This is a genomic window from Pseudomonas sp. Hz4, assembly GCF_054898165.1.
Window position 1 is genome coordinate 1641963 of the sequence record NZ_CM142719.1, and the last position, 14361, is coordinate 1656323.

12 protein-coding genes and 1 tRNA gene are annotated in these 14361 nt (G+C 59.8%); 2 read left to right on the forward strand and 11 right to left on the reverse strand.

Features of this window, described 5'->3' with window-relative positions; genetic code table 11:
• Positions 1-55: 55 nt before the first annotated feature.
• A tRNA-Lys gene (locus ACYZTR_RS07270) sits at positions 56-131 on the forward strand.
• Positions 132-404: 273 nt separating this feature from the next.
• Entirely contained in the window at positions 405-1463 is a 1059-nt protein-coding gene (gene nadA, locus ACYZTR_RS07275; RefSeq protein ID WP_461977627.1) for a quinolinate synthase NadA, read from the forward strand.
• Between the two features lie 62 nt (positions 1464-1525).
• Here nadA and ACYZTR_RS07280 read toward each other — a convergent pair whose 3' ends face one another.
• From ACYZTR_RS07280 to arcA, 11 genes are all read right to left on the reverse strand, one after another.
• Positions 1526-2014: an RDD family protein gene (locus ACYZTR_RS07280; RefSeq protein WP_461977629.1), complete on the reverse strand. Its 489-nt coding sequence runs from the start codon at positions 2012-2014 to the stop codon at positions 1526-1528.
• 96 nt (positions 2015-2110) lie between these two features.
• Positions 2111-2323, reverse strand: a complete 213-nt coding sequence (locus ACYZTR_RS07285; protein WP_461977631.1) for a cold-shock protein — start codon at positions 2321-2323, stop codon at positions 2111-2113.
• A gap of 390 nt (positions 2324-2713) precedes the next feature.
• Positions 2714-3838 carry a glycine cleavage system aminomethyltransferase GcvT gene (gene gcvT, locus ACYZTR_RS07290; protein ID WP_461977633.1) on the reverse strand — a complete coding sequence of 375 codons (1125 nt, stop codon included), beginning with the start codon at positions 3836-3838 and terminating at the stop codon, positions 2714-2716.
• A 42-nt stretch (positions 3839-3880) separates the two neighbouring features.
• On the reverse strand, positions 3881-5257 hold the full coding sequence (locus ACYZTR_RS07295) for an L-serine ammonia-lyase (RefSeq protein ID WP_461977635.1): 1377 nt from the start codon (positions 5255-5257) through the stop codon (positions 3881-3883).
• Between the two features lie 161 nt (positions 5258-5418).
• Positions 5419-8271: an aminomethyl-transferring glycine dehydrogenase gene (gcvP, locus tag ACYZTR_RS07300; protein ID WP_461977637.1), complete on the reverse strand. Its 2853-nt coding sequence runs from the start codon at positions 8269-8271 to the stop codon at positions 5419-5421.
• 11 nt (positions 8272-8282) lie between these two features.
• Complete coding sequence (gene gcvH / locus ACYZTR_RS07305; RefSeq protein ID WP_461977639.1) at positions 8283-8666, reverse strand: glycine cleavage system protein GcvH; 384 nt, start codon at positions 8664-8666, stop codon at positions 8283-8285.
• 336 nt (positions 8667-9002) lie between these two features.
• Positions 9003-10511, reverse strand: a complete 1509-nt coding sequence (locus ACYZTR_RS07310; protein WP_461977641.1) for a sigma-54-dependent transcriptional regulator — start codon at positions 10509-10511, stop codon at positions 9003-9005.
• A gap of 127 nt (positions 10512-10638) precedes the next feature.
• Positions 10639-11001 carry a DUF5064 family protein gene (locus ACYZTR_RS07315; RefSeq protein ID WP_461977643.1) on the reverse strand — a complete coding sequence of 121 codons (363 nt, stop codon included), beginning with the start codon at positions 10999-11001 and terminating at the stop codon, positions 10639-10641.
• A gap of 12 nt (positions 11002-11013) precedes the next feature.
• Entirely contained in the window at positions 11014-11943 is a 930-nt protein-coding gene (gene arcC, locus ACYZTR_RS07320) for a carbamate kinase (protein ID WP_461977645.1), read from the reverse strand.
• Between the two features lie 67 nt (positions 11944-12010).
• Positions 12011-13021, reverse strand: a complete 1011-nt coding sequence (locus ACYZTR_RS07325) for an ornithine carbamoyltransferase (protein WP_461977647.1) — start codon at positions 13019-13021, stop codon at positions 12011-12013.
• A 71-nt stretch (positions 13022-13092) separates the two neighbouring features.
• Positions 13093-14349, reverse strand: coding sequence for an arginine deiminase (gene arcA / locus ACYZTR_RS07330; protein ID WP_461977649.1), 1257 nt, complete (start codon positions 14347-14349; stop codon positions 13093-13095).
• Between the last annotated feature and the right edge of the window lie 12 nt (positions 14350-14361).

Genomic DNA, 14361 nt, shown 5'->3' on the forward strand with positions numbered 1-14361 from the left:
AAATTAGGTGTTGAATAGTCCTTAAAAATCAGTATTATACGCGCCACCACACAGCGGGTCGTTAGCTCAGTTGGTAGAGCAGTTGGCTTTTAACCAATTGGTCGTAGGTTCGAATCCCACACGACCCACCATTTTTTGTAGCAGTTTTAAAAGTCTGGAAGGCCCACGCAAGTGAGGATTTCCGGATTTTTTTTTGCCCGCGATTTGAGCTCGCATCGAAGCGGGGCTGCACCGCGTGACGCAGGTCAGAATCATCTTTTGCATCCACGGGATTTTCTGTAGCCTTGCGCAGCTTCAACGTTGTCCGTGCCTGATGATACTCACTTTCCCGGCGGTACCCTGAAGGGTCCGGAGCCGGGTGTATACTCGACTTTCGCGCGAAAGCGCCTGCAGGTCTTGCGAACATGACGCAGATTTCCGAACGCCTTCTGGTTCAAGCCCACCTCGACGCCAAGCAGCCCAAGCCGCTGACTGTCGAGGAGGAAGCTCATTACCGTGCCGCCATCGCTGCCGAGCTCAAGGCTCAGGACGCGGTGCTGGTTGCTCACTTCTATTGCGATCCGGTGATTCAGGCCCTGGCCGAAGAAACCGGTGGTTGCGTTTCCGACTCACTGGAGATGGCCCGCTTCGGTAGCGCTCACCCGGCCAAGACTGTGGTAGTCGCCGGTGTGAAGTTCATGGGCGAGACCGCCAAAATCCTCAACCCTGAAAAACGCATCCTGATGCCGACCCTGGAAGCGACCTGCTCGCTGGACCTGGGTTGCCCGGTGGACGAGTTCTCGGCGTTCTGTGATCAGCACCCGGAGCGCACCGTGGTGGTGTATGCCAACACGTCGGCGGCGGTCAAAGCCCGGGCGGATTGGGTGGTGACTTCAAGCTGCGCGCTGGAGATCGTAGAAAGCCTGATGGATAACGGCGAAACCATTATTTGGGGCCCGGACAAACACCTGGGCACCTACATCCAGCGCCAGACCGGCGCGGACATGCTGCTGTGGGACGGTGCCTGCATCGTTCACGAAGAGTTCAAGTCCAAACAGCTCGAAGACATGAAGGCGCTGTACCCGGACGCAGCGATTCTGGTGCATCCCGAGTCGCCGACTTCGGTGATCGAACTGGCGGATGCCGTCGGTTCCACCAGTCAGTTGATTGCTGCGGCGCAGAGCCTGCCGAACAAGACGCTCATCGTCGCCACCGACCGCGGCATCTTCTACAAGATGCAGCAGCTGTGCCCGGACAAGGTCTTCATCGAAGCACCAACGGCCGGTAACGGCGCAGCGTGCCGCAGCTGCGCACATTGCCCGTGGATGGCGATGAACACCCTTGAGCGCCTGCTGAAGAGCTTGAAGGAGGGGGCGAATGAGATCCTTGTCGATCCGGCGTTGATCCCGCAGGCGATTCGGCCGCTCAAGCGCATGCTCGACTTTACCCAGGCTGCACGGATGAAGTTGGTCGGCAACGCATAAGAATTCGCAAAAAACTGTGGGAGCGGCCTGCTCGCTCCCACAATGATTTTTGTTTGCCGAAACTATTTAGTTTTCTTCGGAATCCGTACCAGCTGGGTATCGGAGTAGATGTCATGCCAGCTGCGTTTGTGCTTATCAAACAGCGGCCAGAGAAACCCTAGGCCCACACACAGCCAAGACGCGATCGACACCACAAAGCGCAGCAACGCCTGCCACAGGCTGATGGATGAACCGTCGGCATTTTGCACGCGTATGCACCAGACCTGCATGCCCAGGGTCTGGCCGGACCAGGTCCAGAACTTGGCGAAGAAGCCGAACAGCACAAACAGCAGCACCGTCGACAGCAATGGATCTCCATCCAGCACACCGGCTTCGGTCAACGCGCGCATTTTGTCTTCGCCGATGATCGCCATCTGGATCATCTTGTAGAGCCCGCTGGTGACGATCAACAAAGCAATGCACAGCAGAAAGTCATAGAACATCGCTGCCAGACGACGACCCAAGCCAGCGGCAGGAAATTCGCCCTGGGGTTTCAGCAGGTGTTTCGACATGGCAGGGCTCTCGGCGGAAAAAGAAGCCATTTTACGGATTTACGCGCACAAAAAAGCCCCTGATGTCAGCATCAGGGGCTTTTTCGTTACAGAAGATTAGGCTTCTGCTTGTACTTCGTCAGCCTGCATGCCTTTCTGGCCTTGCACCGCGACGAACGTCACTTTTTGGCCTTCTTTCAGGGTCTTGAAGCCGTTGCCCTGAATAGCGCGGAAATGCACGAACAGATCCGGACCGCTTTCTGGAGTGATAAAACCAAACCCTTTCTCGTCGTTAAACCACTTGACGGTACCGCTCTGACGTGTGGACATTTCTTATTCCTTTAACGCAAAAATTAATGACAGCCTCCTTCTTGTGAAAGAGTACTGGGGCTGGTTGCAGGAGAGTAAGAAGACGTCGAACGGGATGTAGCTAACTTGTAGGCTACTGCCCAGGTCACGATCCCAAGCGACCCATGCAAACACAGTGAACAAACTCTACGCCAACTTCGGGAGAAAAAACAAGCCCTGTGGAGGGCCCGTATTTGCTCGCGTTGGTGGCGTTCATCAGCCAACTAGTGTTGGCTTATGCGATAGCGGTGTTCAATTGTCTTCGTTCGTTATAAGGCAAGTTCGTAATCGAAGATATGCACTGTTTTATGGCGGTTGCGTTACACATTAGTGCACTGTTAACGCAACCCCGTTACTTATAGAAACAGTCAATCAACCTCGGTAGTAGCGTTGTGGAACAAATGGCATTTTGCTTATAAGCAAAGGCACCTTTTTCCCACGAACAATCGCCCAAACGGGTGTGTCGGTAGCAATGTAAGCGCTGTCGAGGTAACCCATGGCCAGAGGGCCGCCTAGGGTCGGGCCGAAGCCGCCACTGCACACTGCACCAATGATGTCGCCTGCTTCATTGACGACTTCTGCACCTTCGCGCACCGGCGTGCGTTCCTGAGGCAGAAGGCCAACACGCTTGCGGCTGACACCGGCTTGTTGCTGTCCGAACACGGTTTCAGCACCAGGGAAACCGCCAGCCCGGGCGCCATCAGCGCGCCGCGGCTTGGAAATGGCCCACAGCAGGCTAGCTTCGATCGGCGTGGTGTCGGTGTTCATGTCGTGGCCGTAGAGGCACAGGCCGGCTTCCAGGCGCAGGGAGTCGCGAGCGCCAAGGCCGATGGCCGCCACTTCCGGCTCGGCCAGCAGAGCGCGAGCCAGGGCTTCAGCGTTGGCGGCGGGTACGGAGATTTCAAAACCGTCTTCACCGGTGTAGCCCGAACGGCTGACAAAGCAGTCCACGCCCAGCAGCTTCACGCGGGCGAACTGCATGAAGGTCATCTTCGCCACTTCAGGTGCCAGGCGCGCGAGCACGGTGACGGCGGCCGGACCTTGCAGCGCCAGCAACGCACGTTCTTCGAACAACGGCTCGATGGTGCACTGGTCGCCAATATGCTTGCGCAGATGCGCGAGGTCCTGATCTTTGCAGGCGGCGTTGACCACCAGGAACAGCTCGTCGTTACCCAGATTGGCGACCATCAGATCGTCAAGGATGCCGCCGGTCTCGTTGGTGAACATCGCATAGCGCTGCATGCCCGTCGGCAGGTCGATGATGTCGACCGGCACCAGGGTTTCCAGGGCCTTGGCGGCATTGGCGCCGGTCAGGCGGATCTGGCCCATGTGCGAGACATCGAACAGCCCGGCCTGATCACGGGTGTGCTGGTGTTCTTTCATCACGCCCAGCGGGTATTGCACCGGCATGTCATAGCCGGCAAACGGCACCATGCGGGCGCCGAGTTCGATGTGCAGTGCGTGCAATGGGGTTTTCAACAGTTGTTCGGTGGACATATTCAGCTCCTGAAAAAGTGTGCAGATGCAGATGAGCGCGCATCAGCACTCGATAATGTTGACCGCCAAACCACCACGGGCGGTTTCCTTGTATTTGCTTTTCATATCGGCGCCGGTCTGGCGCATGGTGCGGATGACCTTGTCGAGGGAGACGAAGTGCTGGCCGTCGCCGCGCAAGGCCATGCGCACCGCATTGATGGCTTTTACCGAGCCCATGGCGTTACGCTCGATGCAAGGCACTTGCACCAGCCCGCCGATCGGGTCGCAGGTCAGGCCGAGGTTGTGTTCCATGCCAATTTCAGCGGCGTTTTCCACCTGCTGCACGGTGCCACCGAGGACTTCGCACAGGGCGCCGGCGGCCATGGAGCACGCCACGCCAACTTCACCCTGACAGCCGACTTCAGCACCGGAGATCGAGGCGTTTTCTTTATAGAGAATGCCGATCGCGGCCGCGGTCAGCAGAAAGCGTACGACACCGTCTTCGTTGGCGCCGGGGATGAAGCGCATGTAGTAATGCAAAACAGCGGGGACGATCCCTGCCGCACCGTTTGTAGGCGCAGTCACCACGCGCCCGCCGTTGGCGTTTTCTTCGTTGACCGCCAGTGCATAGAGGTTGACCCAGTCCAGCACCGACAGCGGATCGCGCAGGGACGATTCCGGGTTCTTGCACAGTTGCGCATGCAGCGCGGCTGCCCGCCGTTTGACCTTCAAACCACCGGGCAAAATGCCTTCGTTACGACAACCGGCGGCGACGCAGTCCTGCATCACTTGCCAGATATTCAACAGACCGGCGCGGGTTTCCGCTTCCGGGCGCCAGGCACTTTCGTTGGTCAGCATCACCTGGCTGATGGACAAGCCATAGGTAGCGCAATGACCGAGCAGGTCCTTGGCGCTTTTGAACGGGAAGGTCAGTGGCGTGGCGTCTTCGACAATTCGGTCGGCGCCGGCGGCGTCTTCATCGACCACGAATCCGCCGCCGACCGAATAGTACTCGCGGCTGCGGACCTGCAGGCCGGCGGCATCGAACGCGCGAAAGATCATGCCGTTGGGGTGATAGGCCAACGGTTTGCGGATCATCGCCAGGTGCAGTTTTTCATTGAATTCGATGGCGTGCTCACCGAGCAGGTTCAGACGACCGCTGCTGCGGATCTCTTGCAGGCGGGCGGCGACGGTTTCGGTGTTTACGGTGTCAGGGTGTTCGCCTTCCAGGCCCAGCAACACAGCCTTGTCGCTGCCATGGCCTTTACCGGTGGCGCCGAGTGATCCGTAGAGCTCGACTTTGACGCAGGTGGTCGCCGCCAGCAGCTCTTCACGGCGCAAGCCTTCGGCGAAACGCGCAGCAGCACGCATCGGGCCGACGGTGTGCGAGCTGGAGGGGCCGATGCCAATCTTGAACAGGTCGAACACGCTTAACGACATGGTTGTTCTCCGGTTTCTTGTTATGAGGAGCACCGCGACCCCGTAGGAGCGAGGCTTGCCCGCGAAGCTTTTAGCAACCTTGATGGCCTCTTCGCGGGCAAGCCTCGCTCCTACAGGTTTTGTGGTGTCCTTGTGGGGGCAGGCGAACCCCCCCCTATGGTTTAAGCGTAGCTTTCGATCGACGGGCAGGCGCAGACCAGGTTGCGATCGCCAAACACGTTGTCGACCCGACCGACCGGTGGCCAGTACTTGCCTTCGATCAGCGATGCAACCGGATACACCGCTTGCTCACGGCTGTACGGATGCGTCCACTCGCCGACCAGTTCCGCCGCGGTGTGCGGGGCGTTTTTCAGCGGGTTGTCGTCCTTGTCCAGCGTGCCGTTTTCCACCGCCCGGATTTCTTCGCGGATGCGGATCATGGCGTCGCAGAAGCGGTCCAGTTCTTCCTTGGATTCGCTTTCGGTCGGCTCGATCATCAGCGTGCCGGCCACCGGGAACGACATGGTCGGGGCGTGGAAACCGAAGTCGATCAGGCGCTTGGCGACGTCATCGACGCTGATGCCGCTGCTGTCCTTGAGCGGACGCAGGTCGAGGATGCATTCGTGCGCCACCAGGCTGTTGCTGCCGGTGTACAGCACGGGATAGTGCTCTTCGAGACGCCGGGAAATGTAGTTGGCATTGAGGATCGCCAGTTGCGACGCGCGTTTCAGACCGGCGCCGCCCATCATCCGAATGTACATCCAGGTGATTGGCAAAATGCTCGCGCTGCCGAACGGTGCGGCGCACACCGCGCCTTCCTTGCGCTCCATCTGCGCGTGACCCGGCAGGAACGGGGTCAGGTGTGACTTGACGCCAATCGGGCCGACACCCGGGCCGCCGCCACCGTGGGGGATGCAGAAGGTTTTGTGCAGGTTCAGGTGCGAGACGTCGCCGCCGAACTTGCCCGGCGCGCACAGACCGACCATTGCATTCATGTTGGCGCCGTCGATGTACACCTGGCCGCCGTTGTCATGAATGATGCCGCAGATGTCGCGGATGCCTTCTTCGAACACGCCGTGGGTCGACGGGTAGGTGATCATCAATGCCGCGAGATGCTCGCGGTGCTCGATGGCCTTGGCGCGCAGGTCTTCGATGTCGACGTTGCCGCGCGCATCGCAAGCGGTCACGACCACGCGCATGCCGGCCATGTTGGCGGTGGCCGGGTTGGTGCCGTGGGCGGACGAGGGGATCAGGCAGATGTCGCGACGGTCTTCGCCACGGCTCTGGTGATAGGCGCGAATGGCCAAGAGGCCGGCGTACTCGCCTTGCGAACCGGCGTTCGGTTGCAGCGAGATCGCGTCGTAACCGGTGGCGGCGCAGAGCATCGCTTCCAGTTCATCGGTCAGTTGCTGGTAACCGGCGCTTTGCTCGGCCGGGGCGAACGGGTGCAGGGCGCCGAATTCAGCCCAGGTCACCGGGATCATTTCGCTGGCGGCATTGAGTTTCATGGTGCAGGAACCCAGCGGGATCATGGTGCGATCCAGCGCCAGGTCCTTGTCGGCGAGCTTGCGCAGGTAGCGCATCAGCTCGGTTTCCGAGTGATAGCGGTTGAACACCGGGTGGCTGAGGATCGGCGATTGGCGCAGCAGGGCGGCCGGGATCATGCTTTCAACATTCGCAGCCAATGCAGCGAAATCCGGCAAAGTTTTGCCGTCGGCCAGCAGGGCCCACAGGGTTTCGACGTCGGCCTGGTGGGTGGTTTCGTCGAGGGACAGGCCCAGACGTTCAGTATCGACGACGCGCAGGTTGATCTGCTGAGCACGCGCCTGGTCGTGCAACTTGGCGGTGTTAGCGCCGGTCTTGATCGTCAGCGTGTCGAAGAAGCTTGTTTGCTCGACGCTCAGACCCAAAGCGCTCAAGCCTTGGGCCAGAATCGCGGTCAGGTGATGCACGCGGTTGGCGATCTGCGCCAGGCCTTTCGGGCCGTGGTACACGGCGTACATGCTGGCGATGTTGGCCAACAAAACCTGGGCAGTGCAGATATTGCTGGTGGCTTTCTCGCGGCGGATATGTTGCTCGCGGGTCTGCATCGCCAGGCGCAGCGCCGGCTTGCCGAAACGGTCCACGGAGACGCCGACCAGACGGCCCGGCATGTCGCGTTTGAACGCATCCTTGGTGGAGAAATACGCGGCATGCGGGCCACCGAAGCCCAGCGGCACGCCGAAGCGTTGCGCACTGCCGATGGCCACGTCGGCACCGAACTCGCCCGGCGGGGTCAGCACGGTCAGGGCCAGCAAGTCAGCGGCGACCGCAACCAGTGCGTTGGCAGCGTGGAAGCGTTCGGTCAGTTCGCGGTAATCGAAGACGTCACCGTTGCTCGCCGGGTATTGCAGCAGGGCGCCGAAAAACGGCGTCACGTCGCTCAGTTCGCGCTCGTCGCCGACCACCACGTCGATGCCCAGCGGTTCGGCACGGGTGCGCAGCACGTCGAGGGTTTGTGGGTGGCAATGCACCGAAGCGAAGAACGCGTGGCTGCCCTTGTTCTTGCTCAGGCGTTTGCAGAAGGTCATCGCTTCGGCAGCGGCGGTGGCTTCGTCCAGCAGGGAAGCGTTGGCGATCGGCAGGCCACTGAGGTCGCTGATCAGGGTCTGGAAGTTCAGCAGTGCTTCGAGACGGCCCTGGGAAATTTCCGGTTGGTACGGGGTGTAAGCGGTGTACCACGCCGGGTTTTCCAGCAGGTTGCGCAGGATCGGCGACGGCGTGTGAGTGCCGTAGTAACCCTGGCCGATGTAGGTCTTGAACAGCTGATTTTTGCTGGCGATGGATTTGATCAACGCCAGCGCATCGGCTTCGCTCAGACCGTCTTCCAGGCCGAGCACGCTGGTGCCTTTGATGCTGTCCGGAATGACGCTGGCGCTCAGGGCTTCCAGGGAGTCAAAACCGAGGCTGTTGAGCATGGCTTGTTCGTCGCCGGCACGCGGGCCGATGTGGCGCGCGATGAATTCGTTGGCTGTCGTTAGGTTTACTTGAGTCATGTCAGCGCTCCTCAGGCTTCGGCGTTGGCTTTGATCAGACGGTCGTAAGCGTCTTGATCCAGCAGTTGGGCGACAGCCGAGGCATCGCTTGGTTGAAAGCGGAAGAACCAGCCTTCGCCCAGCGGATCTTCGTTGACCCGTTCAGGGCTGCTGTCCAGCGCCGGGTTCACTTCCAGCACTTCACCGTCCAACGGCATGTACACGCCGCTGGCGGCTTTTACCGATTCCACGGTGGCGGCTTCAGCGCCTTTGTCGTAGGACTGCAGCTCAGGCAGTTGTACGAAAACCACGTCGCCCAAGGCGTTCTGTGCGAAAGCGGTGATGCCGACTGTGACGGTGCCGTCAGCTTCGGTACGCAGCCATTCGTGATCTTCAGTAAAACGCAACTCGCTCATGGAAACTCCTAAGGGGGCCAGACTCGTCTGGTGGACGCGATTGAATGCTGGGCAAAACCCTGCTTTATGAGTGGATACTAAGCAAAATTGCGGCCAATGTTTTTTTATCGTTATAAATCAATTGATTATGTGTTTTTTCACAACGACCGACCATTATGACTGTAGCGAAATCGCTACACTCATAAGCAAAGAAAAAAGCTCAAGTGGATCAAAGCCTTGCACAGTGGTGATCGGGAGAAGGTGTAGCGATTTCGTTCCGCTGTAGCGCTTTCAGTACAGATGGAGGTCGCTTTTAAACAGGTTCGAAACGCTTCAAACATCAGACCGAATATGGCTTTACGGCTTGTTGGGAATCCCGTATTTGCGCAACCGATGGGCAATCGCCGTGTGTGAGGTTTGTAGGCGGCTGGCCAGTTGGCGGGTCGAGGGGTAGCTGACGTAGAGTTTTTCCAGCAGGGTTTTTTCGAACGCTTCCATCGCCTGTTCGAGGCTGTCGACGTCGCTGTCGCTCTGGCGTGCCACGGAAGTGCCAGCGATGTCCAGGTCGCCGATGTCCACCAGGCTGCTTTCGCAAATCGCCGCCGCGCGGAAAATCACGTTCTGCAGTTGCCGCACGTTGCCCGGCCAGCGATTGCCCAGCAGCGCCGGGTAGGTGCCCGGTGCCAGACGACACACCGGCCGCTGAATCTGCGCACAGGCCTGCTGCATGAAATAGCGGGCCAGCAGCAGGATGTCCTGGCCGCGTTCGCGCAGCGGCGGGACTTCGACGTTGAGGACGTTGAGGCGATAGAACAGGTCTTCGCGGAACGTGCCTTCGCTGACCATTTTTTCCAGATCGCGGTGCGTGGCGCTGAGGATCCGCACATTGACCTTGACCTCACGATCCCCGCCCACTCGCCGGAAGCTGCCGTCATTCAGAAAGCGCAGCAATTTCGCTTGCAAGTACGGCGACATTTCGCCGATCTCATCGAGAAACACCGTGCCCTGGTTCGCCAGTTCCATCAGCCCCGGCTTGCCGCCCCGTTGCGCGCCGGTAAAAGCGCCAGGGGCGTAGCCGAACAGCTCGCTTTCGGCGAGGTTTTCCGGCAACGCTGCGCAGTTCAGCGCCAGGAATGGCGAGCTGTGCCGCGCGCTGATGGCGTGGCAGGCGCGGGCCACGAGTTCTTTGCCAGTACCGGTTTCGCCCTGAATCAATAAGGGTGCATCAAGCGCCGCCACGCGCTGGGCGCGGGCCTTGAGGGTGCGAATCGCCGGAGACTCGCCGAGCAGTGCATCAAACCCTTCGGCATGGTCGTGGTGCAGCGCCGAGAGTCGTTCGCCAATGCGGTTCGGTTGATACAGGGTCAGCAGGGCACCGGCATCAGTGATCGGCGTGGCGTCCAGCAACAAGGTCTGACCGTTGACGGTGATCTCGCGCAGTGGCAAACGGAAGCCGTGTTCCATCAGGGCGTCGAGCAGCGCCGGGTCGGCAAACAGCTCTGCCACGCTTTCACCGGCCGGTTCGCGACCGTACAACGCAATCAATGCCGGGTTCGCCAGCAATACCTTGCCGTCGCTGTCCAGCGCCAGTACCGGGTCGGTCATGGCCGCGAGCAACGCGTCGAGCTGCAAATGCCGGCGCTGACCGGGAAGGATGTCGACCACGGTCATTGCCTGTACGCCGCGCACGCTGAGCAGCGCTCCGCGCAGCTCTTCAAGCACTTCCGGACTCAGGGTCGGGGCGTCGATGTAGACGTTGGGCGGGACCATTTCCACCGCATCCAGATTGAGATTGCGCCCACCGAGCAAGGCCAGGACTTCCTGGGTAATGCCGACGCGGTCGATGAAGCTGACGTGGATACGCATGGGGCGGTTTTCAATCTGACGTGCGGAGGGTGGCAAGTATGCCTTGGAGCAGGGTGGTTGGTGAAATCGAGTGATGGAAGCACCACCTGCAGGAGCCAGCAATCCGGCTCCTACAGAGGGGAGTGAGTTATTCCAGGTGTTCGGGTTTGACCGGATCGCCGGATTTAATGTCCAGTTGCACCCGCACGTCTTCGAACATCGCATCGTAGTATTTGTGCATGGAACCGATGTTGCTGTGCACCTTGGGAAGGCCGTACTTCTCGGCGATTTTCGTCACGTTGCTGGCGAAGTTATAGGCCTGATCCTTGGGCAGGAAGAAAGACTCCTTCAAATCACTACCCTCGATGCTGCCGTGCATCGTGAACAGCATCCCTTTGCCTTCTTTGGGATCCTGAGTCACTTCATAGTCGATACACAGGTCGTAGCTGACATCATCCTTGTTCAGCGCGTGGCGCTCGATGTGCAAGTGACCGGGCTCGAACGTTGCCATTGACGTCTCTCCTTATAAATAAGTTATGCCAGGTGTCGCCGTGCTGATCCGCGTGCCGGCCTTGCCCTGGACGATCGCTTCGATGTCCGAGAGTGAACCGATCACCGCGACTTTTCCAGTGTGGCGCGCGAACTCGCAGGCGGCTTGAACCTTCGGCCCCATGGAGCCGGCGGCGAAGCCGAGTTTTTCCATATCGTCCGGGTGAGCCTGGGCGATGGCTTTCTGGGTCGGTTTGCCGAAGTCGATGAAGGCCGCGCTGACGTCGGTGGCGATCACCAGCAGATCGCTCTCAAGCTGTTCGGCCAGCAGCGCCGAGCACAGGTCTTTGTCGATCACCGCTTCCACGCCTTGCAGCTTGCCGTGGGCGCCATACACCGTCGGGATGCCGCCACCGCCGGCGCAAATCACGATGCTGCCTTTTTCCAGCAGCCACTTGATCGGGCGGATTTCGAAGATGCGTTTCGGTCTCGGGCTGGCCACTACGCGGCGGAATTTGTCGCCGTCCGGGGCGATTGCCCAGCCTTTCTCGGCGGCGAGTTTTTCCGCTTCGGCTTTGGCGTAGACCGGGCCGATGGGTTTGGTCGGATTCTGGAACGCCGGGTCATTGGCGTCGACTTCGACCTGGGTCAGGAGTGTGGCGAAGGGCACTTCGAAGTCCAGCAGATTGCCCAGTTCCTGTTCGATGATGTAGCCGATCATGCCTTCAGTTTCGGCACCGAGCACGTCCAGCGGGTAAGGCGAAACTGAAGTGTAGGCCGCGGCTTGCAGCGACAGCAGGCCAACCTGAGGGCCATTACCGTGGGCGATCACCAGTTCATTGCCGGCATAAATTTTGGCGATTTGTTCTGTGGCGATCCGGATGTTGGCCCGCTGGTTGCCCGCGGTCATCGGTTCACCACGGCGGAGCAGGGCGTTACCGCCCAGAGCAACGACGATACGCATAATGCAGTCCTTCTAAACAGAGAATTGCGGATGACCCGGCTCCTACAGGAGGACGCCGGGTGAGCCTTTAGATATCCGCCAACGCCGACACCAGGATCGCCTTGATGGTGTGCATGCGGTTTTCCGCTTGCTCGAAGGCGATGTTGGCCGGCGATTCGAAGACTTCTTCAGTCACTTCGACGCCATTGGCCAGGTGCGGATACCGCGCGGCGATGTCCTTGCCGACCTTGGTTTCGCTGTTGTGGAACGCCGGCAGACAGTGCATGAACTTCACTCGCGGATTACCCGAGGCTTTCATCATTTTCGCGTTGACCTGGTACGGCAGCAGTTGCTCGATGCGCTCGTCCCACGCTTCCACCGGTTCGCCCATCGACACCCAGATATCGGTGTGGATGAAGTCCACGCCCTTGACCGCTTCTTTCGGGTCTTCGGTGATGGTGATGCGTGCGCCGCTGTCTTCGGCGAAGACTTTGCACTGATCGATAAAATCCTGATGCGGCCACAGCGCTTTCGGTGCGGCGATGCGCACGTCCATGCCGAGTTTGGCGCCAATCATCAGCAGCGAATTGCCCATGTTGTAGCGGGCGTCACCGAGGTAGGCGTAGCTGATGTCATGCAGCGGTTTGTCACTGTGTTCGCGCATGGTCAGGACGTCGGCGATCATTTGCGTCGGGTGGAATTCAGCGGTCAGGCCGTTGAACACCGGCACGCCGGCGAACTTGGCCAGCTCTTCGACGATTTCCTGTTCGAAGCCACGGTACTCGATGGCATCGAACATCCGCCCGAGCACGCGGGCGGTGTCTTTCATGCTTTCTTTGTGGCCAATCTGCGACGACACCGGGTCGATGTAGGTGACGTGGGCACCCTGGTCATGGGCCGCCACTTCGAAGGCGCAACGGGTGCGGGTCGAGGTTTTTTCGAAGATCAGCGCGATGTTCTTGCCTTGCAGGTGTGGACGCTCGGTGCCGGTGTACTTGGCGCGTTTGAGGTCGCGGGACAGGTCCAGCAGGTAATGCAACTCGCGGGTGGTGTGGTGCATCAGCGAGAGCAGGCTGCGGTTGCGCATATTGAAAGCCATGATGTGGATCTCCTTGGGTTTCGGTTATCCGTCTGCTTCACGCTTCATAGGCGCGAAGCAGGGCACCAGAATTAATAGTCGATAGGGTCGCGAATGATCGGGCAGGTCATGCAGTGGCCGCCGCCACGCCCGCGCCCGAGTTCGCCGGCGCTGATGGTGATGACTTCCACGCCGGCCTTGCGTAGCAGGGTGTTGGTGTAGGTGTTGCGGTCATAACCGATCACCACGCCGGGCTCCACGGCGACCACGTTGTTGCCGTCATCCCACTGCTCGCGTTCGGCGGCGAAGCTGTTGCCGCCAGTTTCGACGACACGCAGGGCCTTGAGGTTGAGCGCTGCGGCCACGGTTTCAAGGAAGTTGGTTTTCTCCCGTTGGATATCGATGCCGTGCGGCTTGCTTTCGTCAGGGCGCAGGGTGAAGGGGACGATCTGGTTGACCACTTCCGGGAAGATGGTGACCAGGTCGCGGTCGCAGAAGCTGAACACGGTGTCCAGGTGCATCGCCGCGCGGGATTTCGGCAGACCGGCAACGATTACCCGCTCCACAGCTTTGTTTTTGAACAGGTTGCGTGCCAGCTGACCGATGGCCTGGTGGGACGAGCGCTCCCCCATGCCGATCAACACGACGCCATTGCCAATCGGCATTACGTCGCCGCCTTCCAGTGTGGCGGCACCGTGTTCTTGGTCGGGGTCGCCGTACCAGATCTGGAAATCCGCGTTGGTGAACTCGGGGTGGAATTTATAGATGGCGCTGGCCAGCAAGGTTTCCTGGCGTCGCGCCGGCCAGTACATCGGGTTGAGCGTCACGCCGCCGTAGATCCAGCAGGTGGTGTCGCGGGTGAACTGGGTGTTGGGCAGCGGCGGCAGGATGAAGCTGGCGTGGCCGAGGAAGTCGCGGAACATCTCGATGGTCTTGCCTCCGAAGCTGCTCGGCAGGTCATCGGCCGACACGCCACCAATCAGGGATTCAGCGATCTTGCGCGGTTCCAGGCTGCGCAGCCACGAACCGACTTCATGGATCAGACCAAGGCCGACCGAATTGGCCGTGACCTTGCGTTCCAGAATCCAGTCCAGTGCTTCAGGGATCGCGACAATGTCGGTCAGCAAGTTGTGCATTTCCAGCACGTCGATATTGCGTTCGCGCATTTTGGTGACGAAATCGAAATGGTCCCGCTTGGCTTGGGCGACCCACAGCACATCATCGAAAAGCAGTTCGTCGCAGTTGTTCGGGGTCAGCCGCTGGTGGGCCAGGCCGGGGGAGCAAACCATGACTTTGCGCAGTTTGCCGGCTTCGGAATGTACGCCGTACTTAACTTTTTCCGTGGTCATTACAGAGATCCT